General features: G+C 71.2%; 17 protein-coding genes and 1 pseudogene. 11 read left to right on the plus strand and 7 right to left on the minus strand.

What is annotated here, in order from left to right:
- Nucleotides 1–666 (plus strand): annotated as a pseudogene (locus tag AB0J76_RS38240) (phospholipid carrier-dependent glycosyltransferase); the annotation flags it as partial.
- Here AB0J76_RS38240 and AB0J76_RS38245 read toward each other — a convergent pair.
- Nucleotides 602–2089, minus strand: coding sequence for a hypothetical protein (locus tag AB0J76_RS38245; protein WP_352330687.1), 1488 nt, complete (start codon nt 2087–2089; stop codon nt 602–604). The pseudogene AB0J76_RS38240 and the gene AB0J76_RS38245 sit on opposite strands and share 65 nt — an antisense overlap.
- Nucleotides 2090–2249: 160 nt before the next feature.
- Between AB0J76_RS38245 and AB0J76_RS38250 the strand changes: the two genes are divergently transcribed.
- Together AB0J76_RS38250 and metG are read left to right on the plus strand one after the other, a co-directional pair.
- On the plus strand, nt 2250–3470 hold the full coding sequence (locus AB0J76_RS38250; protein ID WP_352330688.1) for a glycosyltransferase: 1221 nt from the start codon (nt 2250–2252) through the stop codon (nt 3468–3470).
- A gap of 119 nt (nt 3471–3589) precedes the next feature.
- Nucleotides 3590–5371, plus strand: a complete 1782-nt coding sequence (metG, locus tag AB0J76_RS38255; protein WP_352321937.1) for a methionine--tRNA ligase — start codon at nt 3590–3592, stop codon at nt 5369–5371.
- On the opposite strand, the gene AB0J76_RS38260 is transcribed toward metG, so the two are convergent.
- Together AB0J76_RS38260 and AB0J76_RS38265 are read right to left on the minus strand one after the other, a co-directional pair.
- Complete coding sequence (locus AB0J76_RS38260; RefSeq protein WP_352321939.1) at nt 5316–6545, minus strand: FAD-dependent monooxygenase; 1230 nt, start codon at nt 6543–6545, stop codon at nt 5316–5318. The two genes, metG and AB0J76_RS38260, sit on opposite strands and share 56 nt — an antisense overlap.
- A gap of 96 nt (nt 6546–6641) precedes the next feature.
- Nucleotides 6642–9908, minus strand: a complete 3267-nt coding sequence (locus AB0J76_RS38265) for a BTAD domain-containing putative transcriptional regulator (RefSeq protein WP_352321941.1) — start codon at nt 9906–9908, stop codon at nt 6642–6644.
- A gap of 18 nt (nt 9909–9926) precedes the next feature.
- On the opposite strand from AB0J76_RS38265, the gene AB0J76_RS38270 reads away from it, so the two are divergent.
- Both AB0J76_RS38270 and AB0J76_RS38275 read left to right on the plus strand, forming a co-directional pair.
- Complete coding sequence (locus tag AB0J76_RS38270; protein ID WP_352321943.1) at nt 9927–10781, plus strand: TatD family hydrolase; 855 nt, start codon at nt 9927–9929, stop codon at nt 10779–10781.
- A 167-nt stretch (nt 10782–10948) separates the two neighbouring features.
- Nucleotides 10949–11785 carry a ubiquitin-like domain-containing protein gene (locus AB0J76_RS38275; protein ID WP_352321945.1) on the plus strand — a complete coding sequence of 279 codons (837 nt, stop codon included), beginning with the start codon at nt 10949–10951 and terminating at the stop codon, nt 11783–11785.
- A gap of 85 nt (nt 11786–11870) precedes the next feature.
- Here the strand turns inward: AB0J76_RS38275 and AB0J76_RS38280 are convergent, their stop codons facing one another.
- A complete protein-coding gene (locus AB0J76_RS38280; protein ID WP_352321947.1) occupies nt 11871–13100 on the minus strand; it encodes an FG-GAP-like repeat-containing protein in 1230 nt (409 codons plus the stop codon).
- On the minus strand, nt 13097–15307 hold the full coding sequence (locus AB0J76_RS38285; RefSeq protein ID WP_352322004.1) for a protein kinase: 2211 nt from the start codon (nt 15305–15307) through the stop codon (nt 13097–13099). Before AB0J76_RS38285 ends, AB0J76_RS38280 begins: the two co-directional genes overlap by 4 nt.
- A 71-nt stretch (nt 15308–15378) precedes the next feature.
- Between AB0J76_RS38285 and rsmA the strand changes: the two genes are divergently transcribed.
- Both rsmA and AB0J76_RS38295 read left to right on the plus strand, forming a co-directional pair.
- Nucleotides 15379–16239, plus strand: a complete 861-nt coding sequence (gene rsmA / locus AB0J76_RS38290; protein WP_352321949.1) for a 16S rRNA (adenine(1518)-N(6)/adenine(1519)-N(6))-dimethyltransferase RsmA — start codon at nt 15379–15381, stop codon at nt 16237–16239.
- Between the two features lie 424 nt (nt 16240–16663).
- Nucleotides 16664–17296, plus strand: a complete 633-nt coding sequence (locus tag AB0J76_RS38295; RefSeq protein WP_352321950.1) for an NlpC/P60 family protein — start codon at nt 16664–16666, stop codon at nt 17294–17296.
- 217 nt (nt 17297–17513) lie between these two features.
- On the opposite strand, the gene AB0J76_RS38300 is transcribed toward AB0J76_RS38295, so the two are convergent.
- Nucleotides 17514–18335: an arginase family protein gene (locus AB0J76_RS38300; RefSeq protein ID WP_352321952.1), complete on the minus strand. Its 822-nt coding sequence runs from the start codon at nt 18333–18335 to the stop codon at nt 17514–17516.
- A 251-nt stretch (nt 18336–18586) separates the two neighbouring features.
- Between AB0J76_RS38300 and AB0J76_RS38305 the strand changes: the two genes are divergently transcribed.
- Nucleotides 18587–19489 carry a 4-(cytidine 5'-diphospho)-2-C-methyl-D-erythritol kinase gene (locus tag AB0J76_RS38305; protein ID WP_352321954.1) on the plus strand — a complete coding sequence of 301 codons (903 nt, stop codon included), beginning with the start codon at nt 18587–18589 and terminating at the stop codon, nt 19487–19489.
- A 538-nt stretch (nt 19490–20027) separates the two neighbouring features.
- A complete protein-coding gene (locus AB0J76_RS38310; RefSeq protein ID WP_352321955.1) occupies nt 20028–21845 on the plus strand; it encodes an ABC-F family ATP-binding cassette domain-containing protein in 1818 nt (605 codons plus the stop codon).
- A gap of 525 nt (nt 21846–22370) precedes the next feature.
- On the opposite strand, the gene AB0J76_RS38315 is transcribed toward AB0J76_RS38310, so the two are convergent.
- On the minus strand, nt 22371–22874 hold the full coding sequence (locus tag AB0J76_RS38315) for a MarR family transcriptional regulator (RefSeq protein ID WP_352321957.1): 504 nt from the start codon (nt 22872–22874) through the stop codon (nt 22371–22373).
- A gap of 56 nt (nt 22875–22930) precedes the next feature.
- On the opposite strand from AB0J76_RS38315, the gene AB0J76_RS38320 reads away from it, so the two are divergent.
- Together AB0J76_RS38320 and AB0J76_RS38325 are read left to right on the plus strand one after the other, a co-directional pair.
- Nucleotides 22931–23701, plus strand: a complete 771-nt coding sequence (locus tag AB0J76_RS38320) for a trans-aconitate 2-methyltransferase (RefSeq protein WP_352321959.1) — start codon at nt 22931–22933, stop codon at nt 23699–23701.
- 36 nt (nt 23702–23737) lie between these two features.
- Nucleotides 23738–24088, plus strand: a complete 351-nt coding sequence (locus tag AB0J76_RS38325) for a VOC family protein (RefSeq protein WP_352321961.1) — start codon at nt 23738–23740, stop codon at nt 24086–24088.
- The last annotated feature ends 1 nt before the right edge of the window (nt 24089 follow it).

The raw sequence follows: 24089 nt of genomic DNA on the forward strand, positions 1-24089 counted from the left end.
GGCTACGGCCGCAACTGGGACCAGGCCACCTCCTCCGGCCCCTTCTTCTTCCTGTTCGACTCCATGCGCTCATGGGTCCAGTACCAGTGGCAGGTCTTCACCTTCCACAGCAGGGTGCACGAGTACCACCAGTACATGTCCGACCCCTGGACCTGGCCGCTGCTCGTGCGACCGGTGTCGTTCTACTACCCCGCAGACGTGCCGCCGTCGGCGTGCGGGGCCTCGGCGTGCGCGCAGGCGATCCACGGGGTCGGCACCCCCGCCCTGTGGTTCGGCGCGCTGCTCGCGCTGGCGGGCACGGCCGTCCTGTACGCCAGGAGACGCGACTGGCGGGCCGGGGCGGTGCTGCTGGCGTACGCGATGGGCTGGCTGCCCTGGTTCTACTACGCCCTGGCCGACGACCGCACGATGTACCTGTTCTACATGCTGCCGGTGGTGCCGTTCATGGTGCTGGCGGTCGTGCTGATGGCCGGGCTCGTGCTCGGCCGGGCCGATGCGCCGCCCACGCGCAGGGCCGTCGGGGCGGCGTTCGTGGGCGCGTTCGCGATGATCGTGCTGATCAACTTCTGGTGGCTGCAGCCGGTGCTCACGGCCGAGACGCTCACGCAGACACAGTGGTGGGCTCGGATGCTGATGCGCTCTTGGGTGACCGCCGCCCCCAAGTGACGCCCTTGCGCAGCGTGATGGCCGCCGCGATGCAGGCCAGCGGGACGGCCGGCAGCACGTAGCGGTAGTCGAACTCGGCCGTCGCCGCCGGGGCCAGCAACAGCCCGAACGCCCCCAGCCAGGGCAGCGCCACCGGGCCGCCGAACCGGCGCCAGCGGACGACGATGCCGTACAGGCCGATCAGCATGATGCCGCCGAGCATGATGCCGCGCAGGTAGAAGATCTTCTGGTAGCCGCTCATGATGTCCGCCCACGGGTGGACGATCCTGGTCTCGGGCGGGCCCTGCTCGTAGCTGAACGCGTCGGTGTCGGTGTGGCCGCCCCCGTAGGAGGACCACTTCGGCAGGCGCTTGGGCCGCCCGGTGTCGTCCACCTCGTAATAGGGCCTGAACTGGTACATGTTGTACGTCGACTCGTCCGGGAAGCGCGGCCGCCCCCAGTGGAAGGAGCGGAAGAAGTCGCGCGCGACCACCTTCAGGTAGTCGCCCGGCTGGGACAGGATCGCCCGCGTGGCGAACGCGCTGGCCGCGTCGTTGGTGATGCCGCTGAACTTCTTGTTGATGCCCCACCGGTGGAGGACCTCGCCGGTGCCCGTGCCGTCGCCGTTGCCCTGGCCCCACAGATACCACTGTGCGTAGTCTTTGCGCTGGTTGACCGGGTCGTTGATGCACAGCAGGAGGAGCTGGACCTCCTTGTACTTGTCGATCTTCATCTCGTTGCAGTCGGCGAAGATCGCGGTACGCATGTAGAGGATGAGCCCGTCACTGTTGGTCATCGCGAATTTGCCGTAATTTGTAGAAAACCACCCCATATAGCTAAGAACGGGAACCGCGCACGCCGCGATGACCGCCACGATGGGCCGCCACCCCGTGCGCTGGACGATCAGGTAGAGCACCACGAGCCCGAGGATCGGCATGCCGATCGACCGGGTCAGCCAGGTCAGCGCGAGCAGCAGCCCGACCACGATCCCGGCCCGCCACGACAGCCGCCGCTTCCACAGCACCAGCGTCACCACGCCCACGACCAGCAGCGTGAACAGGGTGTCGGACATGACCATCTGCTCGAGCTGGATCTGGTAGGCGTCGAACAGCACCGGCGCCGCCGCCAGCGTCGCGCCCCACTTGGGCAGCGCGAACTTGCAGCGCAGCAGGGCGTAGATGAGCGCGGCCGCGGCCAGGCCCATCAGGTGTTGCGTGAAGATGGCCAGCGTGAAGCTGTGGAACGGCTTGAGCAGCATCAGCCAGAAGCTGTAGCCGTCGGGCCTGATCGGGTGGGGCCTGGGGTGCAGCGCCACGTTGACGTACTCGTAGGAGTCGTTGAACCACATCGCCGGGCCGTAACCGAGCATGGTGATCAGCCGCAGCACGGCGCCGACGCCGAAGGCCACGGCGAACACGCGATGACGGCGCACGAAGGACAGCACGCGAGCTGCCCGGCCAGGAGCGGAGTGGTCCACAGGGGTAATCTCCGCGACGCTCACCATGCTGTAAAGAATGCCAGTCGTTTTTAGGTCTTGACCCGAGCACGCCGGGCACAGGGCATGATGGTTCACTGGAAGAGCCTTATTACTGAAGGGTTGAGACGTGGAACTGACGGTGGTCATGCCCTGCCTCAACGAGGCGGAGACCGTGGAAGTCTGTGTGCGCAAGGCATTGGCGTGCATGGAGGAGCACGGAATCGAAGGGGAAGTCCTGATCGCCGACAACGGCAGCACGGACGGCTCGCAGCAGCTCGCGCGTGATGCCGGAGCCCGTGTCGTCCACGTCGACGAGAAGGGCTACGGCAACGCCCTCATGGGCGGCATCCGCGCCGCCCGCGGCAAGTACGTGATCATGGGCGACGCCGACGACTCCTACGACTTCACCTCGTTGCTCCCGTTCGTCGAGCAGCTCCGCGACGGCGCCGACCTCGTGATGGGCAACCGCTTCAAGGGCGGCATCGCCCCCGGCGCCATGCCCCCGCTCCACCGCTACCTGGGCAACCCGGTGCTGTCGTTCATCGGCCGGCTGTTCTTCCCGTCGGCCATCGGCGACTTCCACTGCGGCCTGCGCGGTTTCCGGCGCGACTCGATCCTGCGCCTCCACCTCCAGACCGGCGGCATGGAGTTCGCCTCCGAGATGGTCGTCCGCTCCACGCTGTCCGGCCTCGACGTGCGCGAGGTGCCCACCACGCTCTCGCCCGACGGCCGCTCCCGCCCGCCCCACCTGCGCTCCTGGCGCGACGGCTGGCGCCACCTGCGCTTCCTGCTGCTCTACAGCCCCAAGTGGCTGTTCTTCTACCCCGGCGTGTTCCTGATGGTCCTCGGCCTGGTCGCGGGCACGGCGCTGACGTTCGGGCCGGTGGAGATCGGCGAGCTGGCCTTCGACGTCGACACCCTGGTCGGGTCGTCGGCGCTGGTCGTGATCGGCTTCCAGGCGGCGCTGTTCGCGGTGTTCACCAAGGTCTACGCGGCCGAGGAGGGCTTCCTGCCCGAGTCGCGGCGGATCCGGAAGATCATCGACATCGTCACCCTGGAGAAGGGCCTCGTGGTCGGCGGCCTGCTGGCGCTGGCCGGTCTGGTCGGCCTGGTGATGTCGCTGGTCCACTGGCAGGTGCGCAGCTTCGGCGCGCTCGACCCGCGCGAGTCGCTGCGCATGGTGGTCCCGGCCGCCACGGCGCTCGTCATGAGCTTCCAGACGATCTTCGCCTCGCTGTTCATCAGCATCCTCGGCATCCGCCGTACCAAGGAGAGCTCGATCGACGTGGCCGCCAAGGCGGCCGAGGAGGCCGCTGAGGCGGTCTCCCTGGAGAAGTCCAAGAGCTAGGGTCCTCCGCGTCCCGGTGGGAGCCGGCGCCGGCCATGTGCCGGCGCCGGCTTCCGTCTTTCCGCGTGGGGGTTGGGGGTTTGGACGAGGAGCGGGGCCGGGCCCCGTAGGCTAAGCACATGTCCCAGCACATCTTGACCGCCGTCGCGTGGCCGTACGCTAACGGCCCCCGCCACATCGGGCACGTCTCGGGTTTCGGCGTGCCGTCCGACGTCTTCAGCCGCTACCAGCGGATGGCGGGCAACAAGGTGCTGATGGTGTCCGGCACCGACGAGCACGGCACTCCGATCCAGGTGCAGGCCGACAAGGAGGGCGTCAGCGCCCGCGAGCTGGCCGACCGGTACAACAGGGTGATCGCCGAAGACCTGACCGGTCTCGGGCTCTCCTACGACCTGTTCACCCGGACCACGACGAAGAACCACTACGCCGTCACGCAGCAGATCTTCAAGGGCCTCTACGACAACGGCTACATCTTCCCCAAGACCACGATGGGCGCGATCTCGCCCTCGACCGGCCGTACCCTGCCCGACCGCTACATCGAGGGCACCTGCCCCATCTGCGGTTACGACGGCGCGCGCGGCGACCAGTGCGACAACTGCGGCAACCAGCTCGACCCGATCCAGCTCATCAACCCCAAGAGCCGCATCAACGGCGAGACCCCCGTCTTCGTCGAGACCGAGCACTTCATGCTCGACCTGCCCGCCTTCGCCGAGGTCCTGGGCTCCTACCTGCAGTCCAAGCAGGGCGAGTGGCGGCCCAACGTGCTGAAGTTCGCCCTCAACCTGCTCGGCGACCTCCAGCCCCGCGCGATCAGCCGCGACCTCGACTGGGGTGTGCCGATCCCGCTGGACGGGTGGCGCGACCAGCCCAACAAGCGCCTGTACGTGTGGTTCGACGCGGTCATCGGCTACCTGTCGGCCTCCATCGAGTGGGCCAGGCGCTCCGGCGACCCCGACGCCTGGCGCCAGTGGTGGCAGAACCCCGACGCCCGCGGCTACTACTTCATGGGCAAGGACAACATCGTCTTCCACGCCGAGATCTGGCCGGCGATGTTGTTCGGCTACAGCGGCATCGGCGCGCGCGGCGGCTCGGCCGGCGAGCTGGGCGCGCTCGACGTGCCGTCCGAGGTGGTCTCCAGCGAGTTCCTGACGATGGAGGGCAAGAAGTTCTCCTCCTCCAGGCAAGTAGTAATTTACGTGCGCGACTTCCTGGCGCGTTACGACGCCGACGCCCTGCGCTACTACATCGCCGTGGCCGGCCCCGAGAACCAGGACACCGACTTCACCTGGCAGGAGTTCGTCAACCGCAACAACGGCGAGCTCGTCGCCGCCTGGGGCAACCTGGTCAACCGGTCGATCTCGATGGCGTCCAAGAACTTCGGCGTGGTGCCCGAGGCCGGCGACCTGACCGACGCCGACCGGGCCATGCTGGAGCGCTCGCGCAACGCGTTCGCCCCGGTGGGCGCCGAGCTGGGCAGGTCGCGGTTCAAGAACGCGATCACCGAGGCGTTCGACGTCGTCCGCGAGGCCAACAAATACCTGGCCGAGCAGGAGCCCTGGAAGCTCAAGGACGACACCGAGCGGCAGAAGTCGATCCTCCACGTCGCCCTCCAGGTCGTCGACGACGCCAAGACGATGCTCACGCCGTTCCTGCCGAGCTCGTCCAACAAGGTCTTCTCGATGCTCGGCGGCCAGGGCGTCTGGTCGGGCATGCCGGAGATCCGCGAGGTCGACGAAGACGGCGGCGCCCCCTACCCCGTCATCACCGGCGAGTACGACGGCGCCGCGCGCTGGGAGCACCGGCCGATCAAGCCAGGCACCCCGCTCGCGCCGCCCGTGCCGCTGTTCAAGAAGCTCGACCAGAAGGTCGTCGAAGAGGAGCTGGGCCGGCTGGCCGACTGAGGCCGTAGTCCTTGAGCGTGATGGCGGAGGCGGTCTTCCTGACCGACTTCGCTATCACGCCCTTCCACGGCAGATACGGCATGATCTTGTAGTTCTGGTTCATGAACCAGGCCATCAGCCGGTTCTCCGGCACCATGAACTTGCTGACGCCCACGGCCGACTTCTGGCAGCCGGTGGCGTAGGCGCGCACCTCCTGCTCGTAGCGGGCGAACGCGGTGCGGTGGTCGCCGCCGGCCGCGGCCAGCTCGCCCGCCAGCACGTGCGCGCCGACCAGCGCGAGGCCCGTGCCCATGCCCGACAGCGGCGACGGGCAGCAGGCGGCGTCGCCGATCAGCACCACCCGGCCGCGCGACCACGAGTCCAGGTGCACCTGGCTGGTGGAGTCGAAGTAGAAGTCGTCCGCGTCCCACATCCTGCGCAGCAGCGTCGGCGTCTCCCAGCCGACCCCCCGGTACGCCTCGGCCAGCAGCTCCTTCTGCCGGGTGACGTCCCTGCGGTCGTGCTCCAGCGGCGGTGAGCCGAAGTAGAACATGGCCTTGGCCTCGGTGTTGTTCCTGGCGCTGTAGAGGCCGACCGTCTTGCCGGGCGTGCTGTGGAGCAGGCCCGTGTGGTCGAGGCCCAGGTAGTTGTCGAGGGTGAACACCGCGCAGTAGAGCCCGAGGTGGCTGGTGACGGCCTCTTCCGGCGCGTCGAAGGCCAGCGAGCGCACGTTGGAGTGCAGGCCGTCCGCGCCGACCACGAGGTCGAACCTGCGCGTCGCGCCCCGCTCGAACGTCACCGTCACCCCGTCCGCGTCCTGGGCGAGGGAGGTGATGGAGTCGCCGAAGACGTACTCGGCGCGGTCCTTGGTGGCGTCGTGGAGGATGCGGGCCAGGTCGCCGCGGAGGATCTCGACGTCGCCGGAGAACAGGTCGCCGGGCACGGAGGCGAGCTTCCTGCCGGACTCGTTGACGTACGACATGTCGCCCATGTGCGTCTGGAGGCGTTCGACGTCGGCGAGGATGCCGAGCGCGCGCAGCGCGGTCATGTGCGCCTCGCCGCGGAAGTCGACGGAGTAGCCGCCCTCGCGCAGGGCGGGGGCGCGCTCGACGACGGTGACGCGGTGGCCGGAGCGGATGAGGTGGAGGGCCAGGGCGGGGCCGGCGACGCTCGCGCCGGAGATCAGGATGTCCATGCCCGAGAGCCTGCCGGGCCCCGCTCACCGCCCCCTCACCCCACACTCACCGCCACCCCGGCCCCGCTCACCGCATTCCTTGCCCTTGATCGGGTTTCAGGGCGAATCGTGGAGTGGGAAGTCGTCGATGGAGTGCAGGGGGGAGGCGTCGATGACCGCCGCCGGGACGCCGGCCAGCATCAGCGCCTCCCGGTGGGAGAGCCGGGCGCCCGCGCGCCGCGCCCTCGCGTACCCCTGCTCGCCCAGCGCCTCCCGCAGCCGCCGCGACAACCCGGCGACGTGCTCGTCCTCGGGCACGTCGATGCCGCGGATCGCGACGGCGGCGCCGAGCAGCGTGGCCGCGGCCGCCGGATCGTCGTCGAAGGCCAGCACCGCCAGCGCCTCGATCGCCCTGACGCTCTCCGACAGCGCGCCCGACGTGACCGTGCTCTCCATCGCCCGCAGGTAGGAGGCCCGCGCCCCGGCGGTGTCGCCCTCGGCCGCGGCCAGCCGTCCGAGCCCGACGAGCAGCCGGGCCATGTTGCCGGACGTCTTCACCCAGACCGGGTCGGACCGGCGCAACGCATCCTCGTAGAGCTCCCGGGCCCGGGCCAGGTCGCCCTCGCGTACCGCCACGTCGCCCAGGCCGCGCAGGGCCGCCGGCAGGATCGCGCCGCCGGTACGCCCGGCCAGCTCCGCCGCGCGCTCGTAGTCGGCCCGCGCGCCGGCCAGGTCGTGCCGGATGCGGTAGTCGCCCCGGTTGCAGTAGTGGTCGGCCAGGTCCTCCTCCGCGCCGAGCTGCTCGGCCAGCGTGATGGCCTCCTCGGTGCGGGCCAGCGCGGTGGCCTCGTCGCCGCACGTGCTGGCCAGCCAGGCCAGGGCGTCGAGCGTCATCGCCGAGCCCCAGCGCTCGCCGAGGCCGCGGAAGCCCTGGAGGGCCGCCTTGAGGTCCGCCTCGGCGGCGGCGAACTCGCCCGCCGCCATCCGCGGATAGGCCCAGATCAGCCGGGTGGCCGCCGTCTCCCACGCGTCGGGGCCGCGCTCGCCGCGCCGGATCAGCGCGATCGTGACGGCGGGGTCGACCGACGCCGAGGTGACCATCGGCCACAGGCAGGTGACGACCGGGTTCCGCAGGCCGCCCGCCGCGATCATCGTCTCGGCGACGTCCTTGTGGCGCTCCCACAGTTCGCGCCGCCCGCTCGCCGCGGTGAGCAGGGTCAGCAGGTACGCGTCCCCCAGCGCGGGATCGGGCCGTGGACCGGCCGCCTCCAGCAGGGCCGCCGCCGCCTTGGCGGGAACCGTGCGCATGCCGCGCATCCACAGCGAGAACGTCTGTGCGGCCAGCAGTCGCATCCCGAGCGCCACCTCGCCCTGCTCCACCGTCCAGCGCAGCGCCGCCTGGAGGTTGTCGTGATCGGCCGCGAACCGGGCCAGCCACGGCAACTGCTCCGCGCCCCGCAGCCGAGGGTCGCCCTCCTCGGCCAGGGCCAGGAAGTACGCGGCGTGCGCCCGCCGGAAAGTCGCGGCCTCCTCGCCGAGCCGGTCGGCGCAGAACGCCCGGATCGTCTCCAGCATGCGGTAGCGGCCGCCCGACACCTCCAGGAGCGACTTGTCGGCCAGCGAGTCGAGCAGGTGCTCGGGCAGGCCGCAGACGGCCGCGGCGGCGGCCGCGGTGGCCCCGCCAGAGAAGACGGTCAGGCGCATGGCCATGGCCTGTTCGGGCTCGGTGAGCAGCTCCCAGCTCCAGGCGACGACCGCGCGCAGCGTCTGGTGCCGGGCGTCGGCCGTACGGCTCCCGCGTAGGCTGAACCGGCCCTGACCGGCCAGGCGTTCGGCCAGCTCGGCGGCCTCGTGCGTACGCATGCGGGCGGCCGCCAGCTCGATGGCCAGCGGGAGGCCGTCGAGCGCGGCGCAGATGCGTTCGACCGGCTCACCAGGGGTGAAACCGGGACGTACGGCTTTGGCCCGGTCGGTGAAGAGCGTGCGGGCGTCGGAGGGGGTGAGGGGGCGTACCGGCCACAGGTGTTCGGGGGTGATCGCCAGCGGCTCGCGGCTCGTGGCCAGCACGCGTAACGCCGGGCACGCCGACAGCAGCCGCTCGGCCAGGGCCGCCGCCTCGCCGACGACGTGCTCGCAGTTGTCCAGGACCAGCAGGGCCGGCCGATCGGCGAGCACCGCGACCAGGCGGGCCAGCGGATCCGGCTCACCGGACGCGCCCAGCGCCGCGGCCCCCAGCAGCGCGCCGTCGCGTACGCCCAGCGCGGCGAGGACCGCTCGCGCGAGGTCGGCCCCCGGGCCGAGCGGAGCCAGCTCGACCAGGACGGCGTCGCGGTGGTCCCTGGCGAGCTCGACCGCCAGCCGGCTCTTGCCCGCGCCGCCGGGGCCGAGCAGCGTGACGAGACGGGCGGCGGCCAGCAGCGCCCGGACCTCGGCCAGGTCGCCGTCGCGGCCGACGAAGCTGGTGAGCCTGCCGGGCAGCGGCACCGCCGCTGTGCCCGTCACGACCCGGGACGCCGGAGCCGGAGCCGGAGCCGGGGGCGGGGGTGGGCTGGTCGCGCCGCGCAGGAGAGATCGGTGCAGGGCGGCGAGTTCGGGGGAGGGGTCGGCGCCGAGTTCCTCGGCCAGCAGCCGCCGGGTCTCCTCGTAGAGCACCAGCGCCTCGGCCGGCCTGCCGTCGGCGCGCAGCGCCCGCATGAGCTGGCCGCGCAGCCGTTCGCGCAGGGGGTGGCGCTGGACGAGCTCGCCCAGCTCGGGGATGACGCCCTGGTGGCCGCCGCAGCGCAGGTCGGCCTCGATGCGGTCCTCCAGCGCGGCCAGACGGCGCTCCTCCAGCGGCGCGCCGTGCACGGGGTCGAGGTCGGCGAAGGCGGGCCCCCGCCAGAGGGCCAGCGCCTCCCGCAACAACTTCCCGGCCAGCACGGCGTCGGCTCTGTCGATCTCGGCCGGGCCGGCGTCGGCCCGGTCGGTGTCAGCCCGGTCGGTGTCGGCCCGGTCGGTGTCGGCTCTGGCGGTGTCGGCTCTGACGGCGTTCGCCCGGTCGGCGGGGTGGTGGCCGAGGAGGGCGGCGCGGCCGGTGTCGGCGAGGTGCAGGAAACGGCCGGCGTCGAGGTCGTCGGGGGCCACCGGCAGCCGGTAGCCGGCGGGGGTCAGCTCGACCGGGATCCCGTCGCCCCGCAGGCGGGAGACCTGGGAGTGCAGGGCGTGCTGGGCGTTCTTCGGCGAGCGGTCGCCGTACAGGAGGTCGACGAGGCGGTCCTGGCTGACGATCTCGCCCGGCCGGACGAGCAGCAACGCCAGCAGCGCGCGCCTGGCCGGACCACCCAGGGGTACGTCGACGCCGGCCGCGTCCCATGCCCGGGTGCTGCCGAGAATGCCGAAGCGCATGGAGGCTACTTTAGATGCGTGAGCAAGACTCCCGCCGCGCCCGAGCCGCTTTCCGCACCGGTGTTCGACAGCCACTGCCACCTGGACATCATGGTGGGCAACAGGCAGGCGTCCTCGGGCGACCCGGTGGCCCAGGCGGCCCAGGCGGCGTCGGCCACCGTACGGTCCATCCTGCGCGACGCCCGCGAGGTCGGCGTGACCAGGCTCGTCACCATCGGGTACGACCTGCCCTCCTCGCGGTGGAACGCCGAGGTGGCGGCCGAGCAGGAAGGCGTGTACGCCGGGGTCGCCATCCACCCCAACGAGGCCCACGAGGCGACCCCCGAGGTGCTGGCCGAGATCGAGGCGCTGGCCGGGCAGGCCGACGTCCGGGCGGTGGGGGAGACCGGCCTCGACTACTTCCGCGACTGGGCCGGCAAGGACGACCAGCACGCGAGCTTCCGCGCGCACATCGAGATCGCCAAGCGCACCGGCAAGGCGCTGGTCATCCACGACCGGGACGCGCACGACGACGTCCTGAAGGTGCTGGCCGAGCAGGGCGCGCCGGACAGGGTGGTGTTCCACAGCTACTCAGGCGACGCCGAAATGGCGAAAAAGTGCGCGGAAGCCGGATATTTCATGTCTTTCTCCGGTCCCGTCACCTACAAGAACGCCGGCTACCTGCGCGAGGCCGCCGCCGTCGCCCCGATGGAGCTCATGCTCGTCGAGACCGACGCCCCGTACCTGCCGCCGGTCCCGTACCGGGGCAAGCCCAACGCCCCCTACCTCATCCCGCTCACGCTGCGCTGCCTCGCCGAGGTCAAGGGCGTCCATCCGGACGAGTTGTGCGCGGTGATCAGCACCAACGGAGTCACGGTCTTCGGCGAGTGGTGACCATCTTTCGGTGCGGCTTTTCATGAAGCGGTGGAGGCGGGCGCGCCGCCGCCGCTAGCGTTCGGGCGGTCCCTGGCCGTTTCCGGAGGTGGTTCGTGCGAGGCAGGAGGCGTGCGCCGCGTCCGCGGATCCCCTGGCGTTCCCCGTGGACGCCGGTGGTGTGCGTCGTGGGTACGCTGGCCGCCGGCCTGCTGGTCGCGGCTTCGTACCTGGTCAAGGACGTCGTCGTGGTCGTCGACGGCACGCCGGTGGCGATCCGCGGCTTCGCCGCGCGGGTGGCCGACGCGCTCGGCGAGGCGGGCGTGTCCGTGGGGCAGGGCGACGTCGTGCGTCCGGCGCTGAGCGAGGCCGTCGCCGACGGCTCCACCATCGAGGTGCGCCACGCCCGCCTGGTCACGCTGACCCTCGACGGCCACACCACCACCCACCTGGTCACCGCCACCAACGTCCGGGACGTCCTGGCCGAGCTCGACGTCGAGGCGGCGGCCGGCAGCCTGTCCGCGCCGCCCGGCCGCCCGGTGCCGCTGTCGGGCATGTCGCTCACGGCCTACACCGAGCGCAGGGTCTACGTGGTCGCGGGCGCCACCCGGCTCGCCGCGCGCACCACGGCGCGTACCGTCCGGCAGGTGCTCAGGCAGGAGCGCGTCGTCGTCCGGCGCGGATCCATGGTGCGTCCGCCGCTCGGCAGCTTCCCCGAGGACGGGACGGTCATCACGGTCATGCCGCCGCGAGCCGTACAGATCCCGTGGGAGGTGACCCGGCTCGACTGGCGGGCGCTGGCCGACTGCGTGGCGCGTGGCGACCCCCAGGCGTACAACCCCGACGGCCCCTACTACGGGATGTACCAGTTCAGCCTGCCCAGTTGGCAGGCGGTCGGCGGCGTCGGCCTGCCGAGCGCCTGGCCGGAGGAGGAGCAGACCTACCGGGCGCAGCTGCTCTACCAGCGGGTCGGCGGCCGGTGGCAGACCCAGTGGCCCAACTGCGGCGACCGCCTGTTCACCTGACGCCACCCTGTCCGGGCCCCTGCCGCTCACGCCGGGCCCCTGCCCGGGCCCCTGCCGGGGGCCCGGCTCGTTCATCGGGCCCCGCTCACCCGGCCAGTGAGGTGCCGAAGTCGGCGCCCTTGGGGGGTTGCACCGACTGCACGTCGTCGGCATTGCGCGGCGCCACCGCGACCTTCCCGTACGGCGGCCCGTCCGGCTGGCCCACGAAGAGCTTGTTCCCGCTGAAGGCCACCGACCAGCCGAACAGCCCTTCGGCCGTGGCGAGCTTCCGGTCGTCGGCCGGGTTCTTCCACGAGAACACCTGGACGCCGCCGCCGTAGGGCGCGCCGACGGCCAGCCTGCCGTCCGACGAGGCCGCCATGGAGAAGCCGAACGCCTGCCTGCCGCCCTGCCTCAGCATCCTGGTCTGCTTCCTGGCCGGGTCGAGGAGCTGCACGTAGCCGGGGCCGGGCGCGCTGACCGCGTAACCGTTGCCCTCGGCGTAGGCGACCGCGTAGCCGTACCGGTCGCCGGAGGCCTTGGTGGGGGAGTCGAGCTTGAGGCTCACGATCCGGGGAGCCAGCACGTCGTCGATGAAGACCACCGACCCCGAGTCGATCTTGCCGGCCTGGACCTGCCGTCCCGCTCCGTCGTCGTTCTCGTACGGGACGCCCACGACCAGGCCGTTGCGCGGCCCGATCGCCAGCGACCAGCCGAACTGGTCGCCGACCTCGCTGTTGCCGCGCACGTCCACGGTCTCCTGGCTGATCCGGCGCAACGCGCCCGAGCCCTGGCGCACGTAGACGGCTCCGGCGTCCTCGATCTGGCCGTCGTCCTCGTAGGGCGCGCCGATCGCCGTCAGTCCGCCCCTGGCCGCCAGCGACCAGCCGAAGTGCGCGAACCGCTGCGGCTGCGGGGCGGTCAGGCGTTGCGGGGGCGCCGCCTTGCCGCCGTAGACGACGTAGACGCTGCCCGCGTCCTGCTCGCCGTCCACGTCCGCGAAGGGGGCGCCGATCAGCAGGTCGGCGCAGGAGTCGCCGTTGACGTCGGCCATCCGTACGGACCAGCCCAGCCCGTCCCCCTTGACCGGCCCCGGCACGGCGACAGGGGTCACCTTGGCCCCCGACAGCAGGTGGACCGACCCCTTCTGCCCGTCGCCGAACGGGTCGCCCACGGCCACGTCGTCCGCGCCGTCACCGTCGAAGTCGGCCGCTCCGGCGCAGGCCGCCGCCGACGCGGCGGCGGGCGCCGGTGCCAGGACGCCGCCGGCGGCGAGCAGGACGGCCATCGCCACCGCCTTGAATGCGCCGGCGGGGAGCGTTCGGACGGGGCTCACAGGGCGACCTCGATCTGTCGGCCGTTCTCCAGCACGGTCGCGGACATCTTCACGGGCCTGCGATAAGGCGCCAGGTCGAACACGAAGGCGCCGTCCACCCGTCCGCCCGGCTGGAGGGCCGGGGGCAGGGTGACCGGGGCGGGGGCGTGCTCGCCGCCCTTGTCGTCGACCATGGTGACGACCGGCCGGACGAGCCGGCGGGGTTCACCGCCTGGATTGATCACGGTCCAGTGGACCACGCAGAGCTGCCCCTTCGTGGTGGTTTGCCCCTCGAACTCCTTCAGCCCGCACTCCGGCGCCTCAGGCACGACCACGACCGGGTCGTCGAAGTTCCCGCCCAGCGCGAACCTGCGGCCCACGTCGCCCGCACGCGGGTTCGTCACGGCCTTGGAGGGGGTGTTGGAGGTGGCGACGGAGGAGGAGTCGCGGCCGGAGTTCACGATCAGGACGGTGACGGTGACCACGATCGCCAGGACGGCGGCCGCGGCGGCGATCAGCCAGCGGGTGCCCTTCGTGCGGGTGCCGCCCAGCGTGTCCGGTTCTTCGGGGGCGTACGTCAGGGCACCCGGGTCCGTGCCTCCGCCGCTCCAGGACCCGTCAACCGACCGGGAGCCGGCGGCGAATCGATGCTCGGCACCGGATCGATGCTCGGCGGCGGATCGGTGCTCGGCGGCGGATCGGGACCCGGTGAAGGGACGGGACTCGGTGGCGGGCCGGGTATCGGTGGGGGGCTGCGACTCGGTGGGGGGCCGGGACTCGGCGGTCGGTCGGGGCCGTGCCGGTTGGCCGCCCGAGGCGGCCTGCCTGCGTGCCAGTTGGCGGGCCTGCTCAAGCTGGCGCTCCTGCTCCTGGCGGCGGGCCTGCGCCTCGGCCTCCCAGCGCGCCAGCTCCTCGCGGGCGGCCTGCTCCTCGCGCCGTGCCAGCTCCTCCGGGGACGCCTGCCGCGCCCCCGCCTGCCCGCCCGCTAAGTCGGTGGCCCCTCCAGAAGCGTTCCGAACATCGGACCCGGCACCAGCCCCGAACGCCCCGGGCACCTTGGGCCGCCCCGCCCCCGCTCCTGGCCGCGCCGCCCCCGCTCCGGGGCCTGGACCTGCTCCGGGCTCTGAGCCCGCTCCTGCCCCGCCTCTTGCCCCGCCTCCGGGCCCCGAGCCTCCTCCGGGTCCCGAGCCTCCTCCGGGCCCCGAGCTCCCTCCGGGCCCTGAAACCCTTCCCGGACCCGCGGCACTCCCGGGGCCGGGGTTGCGCGCGCCCGTGGCGTCGCTCGGCGGCGGGGTCGTGAACGTGGCCGTGATGTCCGGCTCGTCCACGACGTTCTGCGGCGGCTCCCAGTCGGTCAGCATCTCGGTGGCGACCAACGTGGGCGGATTGTCGGCGATCGCCGGAGTGCTCCCGCCCACCAGCGCGATCAGGAGCTCCTGGGCCGTGGGCCGATGGGCGGGATCCATGGCGGTGGCACGGCGTACCAGCTCGTTGAGCGGCGCGGGAAGCGCGCCCAGCTCGGGCGGCGTGTTCAGCACGCGGGTCGCCATCGTGATGGGATCGCCCCGCCCGAACGGATGCCGCCCGTTGCCCGCGTACGCCACCAGGCACCCCCAGGCGAAGATGTCCGCCGCCGGGGACACCAGCTCACCCCGCACCTGCTCAGGAGCCCACCACCCGGGGCTGCCCAGCAGTTCCCCGGAGAGCGTGAATCCGGTCTCCCGGTCCAGCGCCCTGGCGATCCCGAAGTCGATCACCCGCGGCCCGGACAACGACAGGATGACGTTCGCCGGCTTCAGATCCCGATGCACCAGCCCGGCCACATGGATCGCGGCCAGCGCCGCGGCGACCCCCAGCGCCACGCCGTGCAGCGGCCCCGGGTCGAGCGCCCCGAAAGTCACGATCTGGTCGGAAAGGGGAGTGCCCGCGATGTACTCGGTCACCATGTACGGGCGTCCGTCCCCGGTGTTGCCGTTGTCGAGCACCTGAGCCGTGCAGAACGACGCCACCCGGCGTGCGTTGTCCACCTCGGCGTGGAAGCGGGCGGCGAACCCCTCCTGGTTGGCGAACTCCGCCTTCACCACCTTGAGCGCGACGAACCGCCCCGTCGGGGCCCTGGCCAGGAAGACGGTCCCCATGCCGCCTTCGCCGAGCCGTCCGAGCAGGCGGTAGGGCCCGATCTCCCGCAGATCGGTCGGACGGAGCGGCGCGGCGCCCGTTGGCTCCATCAGGGACGTCCCTTCCTGTTCCACGCCATCCTCTCCTTAGGTCTCCCCCATCCGCCATCGCAGGTTCTTCGATGCGGGAGACTGGTTGGATGATGAGGCTGTTGGGCCCTGCAGAAATACGTATTTTGGCGAACAAGCTAGATCTTCGCCCCACGAAAAAGCTAGGCCAGAACTTCGTGATCGACGCGGGGACCGTCCGGCGCATCGTCCGCGTGGCCGACCTGTCGGCCGACGACGTGGTCATCGAGGTCGGGCCCGGCCTCGGCTCGCTCACCCTGGCGCTCCTGCCCGAGGCCGCGCACGTGGTGGCCGTCGAGATCGACCCGGTCCTGGCCACCCAACTGCCCCTCACCGTCGCCGAGCGCGGCCCGTCCGACCGGCTCACGGTCGTCAACGCCGACGCCATGAAGATCTCCCTCGACGACCTCGCCGGTCACGACCCCACGGCCCTGGTGGCCAACCTGCCGTACAACGTGGCCGTCCCCGTGGTGCTCCACCTCCTGGAGACGCTGCCCTCGCTGCGCAAGGGCCTGGTCATGGTGCAACTGGAGGTGGCCGACCGCCTCGCCGCCGGTCCCGGCTCCAAGGTGTACGGCGTGCCGTCGGTCAAGGCCGCCTGGTACGCCGACGTACGCCGGGCGGGCCCGGTCGGCCGTACGGTGTTCTGGCCGATCCCCAACGTCGACTCCGGCCTGGTCTCCCTCACCCGCCGCGAACCCCCCGCCACCACGGCCACCAGGGAAGAGGTCTTCGCCGTCGTGGACGCCGCCTTCGCCCAGCGCCGCAAGACCCTGAGGGCGGCGCTGGCGTCCTGGGCCGGCAGCCCGTCCCAGGCGGAAACAGCACTGAGAGCGGCCGGCGTGGACCCCTCGGCCAGAGGCGAACAACTCACCATCGACTCCTTCGCCCGAATAGCCGAACAAAAGCCCTAACCCAACCCCCACCCTCAAAGCCCACCAGAGCACCCCCTTCACCCCCCAGGGCTTTGGGGTCCCGCGACTCTTGGGGGCTCCGCCACCTCACGGCCCTTCACCCCGAGTGCTCCAGCGCCGCACCGACCTCAGAGCCTCACCACGTCACGGCTCGGGGCTCGCCACCTGAAACCTCAGGGTTCCTACAGCCCGAGGCGTCCACGTCCGCGAGCCCGGCCGCGTCCGACCTCGGCCCACAGAGTCTCCCTCCTGGGCCCGCACACCTCCCAGGTGCCTCGCAGCGAGCCCCCCGACACCAGCCGGTTGTCCACAACCCCAAGACACGCAACACCTACCTGTCCACAGAACCCCGTTCGGCCCCTCCGCTCCCGGGCCACCCACGTGATCCTGGCTCCCGTCCCTCATCACGACGAAGGAGCCACCGATGAGCACCCGCCACCACATCACCCAACTGTCGATCATCCTCAGCAGCGGCCTCCTGACCGCCACAGGAGCCCACCCCGCCCCCGCCAGAGCCACCCCCACTCCATGCCTCAGGGCCACCATCACCATCCCCGCCGCCGGCGCCAAGGCAACCGCCACCACCCGCTGCCCGGCCCCCCACCACCCCAGGAAACCGAAGCCGAAGAAACCCAGAAAGCGTCCGAAGCACAAGGGCGAAATCGCAGCCGCAGCAGCCCTCACCCAGTTGGGCGTCTCGTTCTCGTGGGGCGGCGGCTCCTCAAGAGGCCCCACCATCGGAGTGGGCACCGGCGCGAACACAAGAGGCTTCGACTGCAGCGGCCTCACCCTCTACGCCTGGTCCAAAGCCGGAGTGAGGCTCGCCCACTACACCGGCACCCAGTTCCGCCAGGGCCGCAGAGTCCCCCTCGCCTCCAGGCGCAAGGGCGACCTCCTCTTCTTCGGCGGCACCGGCGACCCCACCCACGTAGCGCTCTACCTGGGCGACAACATCATGATCCACGCCCCCCGGACCGGCGACGTAGTCCGAAGAACCAACTTCCTGAACTCCGCCTACTACCGAACCGCCTACCGAGGAACCATCCGCCCCACCTGACCCCCGGAAGCCCGCCCCCTCCGGACGTCCCCCCAGGATGTCCTCCCCGGCCACCCACCTCCGGACGTCCACCACCTCCGGACGTCCAACACCCATGGGCGCCAGCCAACTGTGGCCGCTCGTCAACCAGGGCGCCCGCCGTCCCGGGCGCCACCAACTGCTGACGACGCGCCCCCGGCAGGCGGCCATCCACCCTGGACGCCACCGTGAACGCCAACTACCGCCCGGCGCAGACCGCCACCAACTCCTTCACCACCGACTCGAGCAACGCCTGATCCTCAGCCCCCGCCGGCTCATACTCCATGAGCCCCAACCCCACCACCTCGAACCGCTCCGCAACGGCCCTCACCAGCTCCACAAGCTCCTCAGGCCGGAACCCGTCAGGCGTAGGAGACCCCACGCTCCCGAAGATCTGCGGATCAAGCACATCGAAGTCGACATGCACATAGACAGCCGTCCGCTCCGCGCCCCCCGCCGCAGCCGCAGCACCAACAGCCTCGACCAGAGCCTCCACATCCGCCGCCCGAACCCACCGCACACCCTGATCCTCGACGAACGCGACCTCGGCCGGATCCAGATCACGAACCCCCGCCAGCACGACCTGCCCGGCCCCGACCGGCTGCCCGGCCACCAGCCCGTCAGGCCCTTCACCGGTCAACGCCCTCAGGACCATGCCATGAAAGGCCCCCGACGGCGACGACTCCGGCGTGTTCAGATCCCCATGCGCATCGAACCAGACGACGACCAGCCCATCCCCGAACCTCCGCCGCGCCGCCGCCACCGGCTCCAGTTCGACACCGCAGTCCCCGCCCGCGGTGACCAGAAGCCCGTCCCACCCAGCCTCGGCGACCGCCGCCCGAACCCTGGAGGCAGTGACCACCAGATCATCGTCATCGACCTCGACCTGAATCCGACGATCGGCGTCCACCATCTCCGCAACCAGCCGAGCCCCCTCACGCAGCCGCTCAGCCGTACGAGCTCCGGACCCCCGCCACTGCGGCACCTCGACAACCGTCACCTCGGACACGAGCACCTCCACATCAAGTAGTCCTCTCAGCATCCCAAGGCGCCGTTCCGGGGAGAAGGTCGGCGGAGGAAAGGCGTCGCGGAAAGACTGCAATGTCGGCGTATGACCACCTGACTGGCAGAAAGGAGGACGAACCTCACTCTGCGTGGCCCGCAGTCGGCCATCTCACACGTCTAATTCCGAGAACCGCATGTCAGCGCACCCCACCCCGATAACATCGAGTGTCCTTGACCCCGGCAAGCGATGAAAGTGGCAGAAGATCGATGAGTTCGGTGACCGTACGTGTGCCCGCGAAGGTCAACGTGCAGCTTTCAGTCGGCCCGCTCCGGGAAGATGGCTACCACGACCTGGTCAATGTCTTCCACGCAGTGTCGATCTTCGATGAGGTGGTCGCGAAGGAGGCCGAGTCGATCACCGTCACGGTCAACGGCAGATGGTCCGACCAGGTGCCCGTCGATGACGACAACCTCGCCATCCGCGCCGCCCGTGCCCTCGCCAAGCACGCGGGCCGCTCGTACGGCGCCGACCTGATCATCGAAAAGGCCATCCCGGTCGCCGGCGGCATGGCGGGCGGCAGCGCCGACGCGGCGGGGGCCCTCGTGGCCTGCAATGAGCTCTGGGGGCTCGGCCTGCCCTTCGAGGACCTCATGGAGATCGCCGGAGACCTGGGGAGCGACGTACCGTTCTCGCTGCTCGGCGGTACGGCGGTCGGCACCGGCCGCGGCGAGCAGCTCAGCGAGCTGCCCACGGGCGGCACGTTCCACTGGGTGTTCGCGCTGGCCGACGGCGGCCTCTCGACCGCCAAGGTCTACGCGGAGTGCGACCGTCAGCGCGAGGCTTCGAACGCCCGCGTGCCCTGGCCCGAGCTCGACGCCCCGCTCATCGAGGCCCTCGGCACTGGCGACGCGTACGCCCTGGGCGCCCATTTGAGCAACGACCTCCAGGCCGCCGCTCTGGCCCTCCGTCCCGAGCTCGCCACGACCCTCGACAGCGGGCGCCAGCACGGCGCGCTGGGCGCGATCGTCTCCGGCTCCGGCCCCACCTGCGCCTTCCTGGCCATCGACGCCACCCACGCCCGCGACCTCGCCAACAGCCTCACCGCCACAGGCGCCGCCACCACCACGGTCGCCGCCCACGGCCCCGTAACCGGCGCCACCCTGCTCTGACCCCCTGACGACACCCCCAGCGCCTCCAGCGCCCCCAACGACCACAGCCACGCCGGCCCCGCACGGGGACGCCCCGCTGGGCCCGCCACGGCGGACGGCATGGCGGGCGGCACGGCGGACGGGACGAAGATCCGGCGTTGCGGCCCAAGGCCACGGCTCCAGGCGTTGGTTTGCGGTGCGTGTTGAGGCGACGGCGGCGTCGATGAGGGGCGGAGGGCTGGTGGTTGGCGCCGTCATCATCCGCGCTTCAGCCACCGGCATCCGGATCTGAACATTCGTGGGGTACGGGGGTCCGGGCCTGGCCCGTACGGACCTGCTGATCACGGCGGGAGGTGGTGCGGGGTGCCCGGCGTCGCGTGCACCTTCACATCGTGTGAGGGCCCGACGTTCCATCGGGCGGGGACGACGTGAACAGCAGATGGACGTGAGCTGGGCACTCAAGGCGGGCATCAGGTCCGGCAATCCCCGGCCCGTAGACGATCAAGGGACGTCGAGGGCGTCGGGAAGCGGTTGAGGGGACCGATACCCTGGACACGTCATGAATCTGGTCAACCTTGAGTCGGTCTCCCACGCCTACGGGCCCAAGCCGCTCCTCAGCGACGTCTCCCTGGGCATCGAGGCCGGGGAGCGCATCGGCGTCGTCGGCCGCAACGGGGGCGGCAAGACGACCCTGATGTCGGTCATCGCCGGTGACGTGCGTCCCGACAGCGGCCGGGTCACCCACACGCGCGGGCTGCGGGTCGGCTTCCTGTCCCAGCAGGACACCCTCGACCCCGAGGCCACCGTGAGCCAGCTCGTCCTGGGGGACAGGGCTGAGCACGAATGGGCAGGTGACCAGCAGGTCCGCGAGATCCTGGCGAACCTGATCGGCGACCTCGACCTCAGCGCCAAGGCCGCCGCGCTGTCCGGCGGCGAGCGCCGGCGTACGGCGCTGGCCCGTCTGCTCATCGACGACCACGACCTGGTCATGCTCGACGAGCCCACCAACCACCTCGACATCGAGGCGATCGCCTGGCTCGCCGCCCATCTGGCGGCCAGGAAGAGCGCCCTGCTGGTCGTGACGCACGACCGCTGGTTCCTCGACGCCGTCTCCACCCGCACGTGGGAGGTCGTCGACGGCCGGGTCGAGCGCTACGAGGGCGGCTACGCCGCGTACGTGCTGGCCAAGGCCGAGCGCGCGCGCATCGCCCAGGCGGCCGAGGAACGCCGCCAGAACCTCATGCGCAAGGAGATCGCCTGGCTGCGACGCGGCCCGCCCGCCCGCACGTCCAAGCCGAAGTTCCGGATCGAGGCCGCGCAGGCCCTGATCGCGAACGAGCCGCCGGCGCGGGAGACCGTCGAGCTGATGCGGTTCGCCGCGGCCAGGCTCGGCAAGACCGTCTACGACCTGGAAGACGTCACCCTGCACGCGGGCGGCCCCGGCGACGGGCCGCTGGTGCTCGATCACTGCACGTGGCAGTTCGGGCCGGGCGACCGGATCGGCCTGATCGGCGTCAACGGGTCGGGCAAGTCGTCGGTGCTGCGGTTGCTCGCCGACAGCGTCCAGCCGGACTCGGGCCGGGTGATCCGGGGCAAGACCGTACGTCTGGCGCATCTGTCCCAGGAGCTGACCGAGCTCGACCCGTCGCGGCGGGTGCTGGAGTCGGTGGAGGAGATCCGCAAGTACCTCCAGCTGGGCAAGCGGGAGTGGACGGCGTCCCAGTTGCTGGAGCGTCTGGGCTTCAAGGGCGATGCGCAGTGGAAGGTCATCGGCGACCTGTCCGGCGGTGAGCGGCGGCGGCTGCAACTGCTGCGCCTGCTGATGGACGACCCCAACGTGCTGCTCCTCGACGAGCCCACCAACGACCTCGACATCGAGACGCTCAACGAGCTCGAAGACCTGCTGGACGGCTGGCCCGGCACGCTGATCCTGGTGAGCCACGACCGCTACTTCCTGGAGCGCGTGACCGACCGGTGCGTGGCCCTGCTGGGTGACGGCAAGCTGGTGATGCTGCCGGGCGGGGTCGACGAATACCTCGAACGCCGCAGCGCCGGCACGGCCGTGACCGCCCGTATCGGCAGCGCGCCTGCCCCGGCGTCCGGCGCTTCGGCCCCTGCCGCGGCTTCGTCCGGCGCGCAGCCGGAGACCGGGCTGTCGGCCAAGGAGGAACGCGAGCTCCGCAAGGAACTCAACCGCCTGGAACGTCAGCTCGACAAGCTCGGCGACCAGGAGGCCCGCCTCCACGCCGCCATGGCCGAAGCCGCCAGCGACTACGCCAAGCTGGGCTCCCTTGATGCCCAGCTACGCGACGTCCTGACCCAGAAGGACACCGTCGAGGCGGAATGGCTCGAAGTGGCCGATCGCCTCGGCGACTGACTCCCGCACGCTCTCGTACGCGAGGGTTCGCGCCGGTTCGACGGCTGCCGCAGAGGCGGCGTCAGCGGACCGGCCTGGAGCCGTCGCCGGTGCGGGGGCGTAGGGCAGTGGCTGACGTGGCGGCTTCCGCCGCAGGCCGGCGAGGCCCATAGGGGTCATTCCCGTCGACCCACCTCAGGACCGACGCCCGCTGACGTCGGCGGGCCAGGACCCCGCGCAATCACGAAACCGCATCAAACCAAAGAGAACCCCGCAGAAGAGCGGCAGCGCGGCAGAACAGCACCGTGGAAGCGCAGAACCGTGGAAGCGCAGAACCGGGGAACCGCGGAAGCGCCAAACCGCGGAACTGCGGAAGCGCAGCACCGCAGCACCGCGTAACCGCAGCACCCGGCAGAACAGAGCCGCACACAACCGCTCGCCGCCGCCCCTGCCGGGACCGCCGCCGGACGCCGGGCCCTGAGGTCATCCCCGGACGGGGGCCGCCCGCCGCCGTCCGCGCCGGACGATCGTGCGTACGTGGAAGGACTATTGGGGGGAGTCGAAGGGGGCGAGGAGCAGGCGGAGGAGGGCGGCGAGGGAGCGCTGGTCGGCGGGTTGGAGGCCGGAGAGCAGGTCGCGCTCACGCCGGAGCAGGTCGGCGAACGCCGCGTCCACCCGCGCCACCCCCGTGTCCGTCAGCGACACCAGCACGCCGCGCCGGTCCTCGGGGTCGGGCCGCCGCCGCACCAGCCCGGCCTGAGCGAGCCGGTCGATGCGGTTGGTCATCGTGCCGGACGTCACCAGTGTGGCCCGCAGCAGGGCCCCGGGGCTCAGCTCGTACGGCTTCCCGGCCCGCCGCAACGCGGTGAGCACGTCGAACTCCCAAGGTTCCAGATCATGTTCGGCGAACGCCGCCCGCCTGGCGCGGTCGAGATGTTTGGCCAGCCGTGACACCCTGGAGAGGACCTGGAGGGGCTCGACGTCGAGATCGGGCCGCTCGATCCGCCATGCCGCGACCAGCCGGTCGACCTCGTCATCCTGTGGCGTCATGACACAGAGTCTACTGTCTTGACATCGAGATATCTCTCTCGATATCAATTATCTCTATGTCAAGAGATATCTGGGACCCGGTGACCTACGCCGTCTACGCCGACGAGCGGTCGCGGCCGTTCATCGAGCTGATGTCCAGAGTCGGTGCGGTGGCTCCCGATTATGTCGTGGACGCGGGCTGCGGCAGCGGCGAACTCACCGTCATGCTGGCCGAACGCTGGCCCGGCGCCACCGTCGAGGGCTTCGACGCCTCGCCCGCGATGATCGCCAAGGCCCGCAAGCTCACCAGCTCGGTGCACTTCGCCGTGGCCGACGTCGACACCTGGCACCCCGACCGCCCCATGGACGTGATCGTCTCCAACGCCGTCCTGCAGTGGGTGCCCTCCCACCATGGCGTGCTCGAACACTGGCTGGAGGAGCTGGCCCCCGGCGGCTGGCTGGCCTTCCAGGTGCCGGGCAACTTCGACGCCCCGAGCCACGTCGCGATCCGCGAGCTGTGCGCCTCCCGCGCCTGGTCCGACCGGCTCAGCGACCTCAACAGGGCCAACCCGGTGGACGACCCGATCCAGTATCTCGACTTCCTCAACGACGGCGGCTGCCAGGTGGACGCCTGGGAGACCACGTACGTGCACCTGCTCCAGGGCGAGAACCCGGTCCTCGACTGGGTGTCCGGTACGGCCCTGCGCCCGATCTTCGACCGGCTCGACCCGGAGGAGCAGCGGCGGTTCAAGGCCGACCTGGCCGGGCCGCTCGCCGAGGCCTACCCGGCCAGAAGCTACGGCACCCCCTTCCCCTTCCGCCGAATCTTCGTGGTGGCCCAGAAATAACTGATGGCCCGGAGACAAGCTGAGGAGACCCCGCAGATGACGATCAAAGCCCTGCACCACGTGCAACTGGCCGCGCCCAAGGGCAGCGAACCCGAGCTGCGCGCCTTCTACGGCGACGTGCTCGGCCTGACCGAGGTCCCCAAACCGCCGGAGCTGGCCGAACGCGGCGGCGCGTGGTTCCGCGGCGACGGCGTGGAGATCCACCTCGGCATCGAGGACGACTTCAGGCCCGCCCGCAAGGCCCACCCGGCCTTCCTGGTCGAGGACGTCGACGCCTACGCCGCCAGGATCCCCGGCGCGGTGCCCGACGACCTCTTCCCCGGCTACCGCCGGATCTACGTGACGGACCCCGTGGGCAACCGGATCGAGCTCCTGCAAGCCGTGTGAT

Origin of the sequence: Nonomuraea sp. NPDC049624, from assembly GCF_040675255.1 — a bacterium.
Lineage (GTDB): Bacteria > Actinomycetota > Actinomycetes > Streptosporangiales > Streptosporangiaceae > Nonomuraea.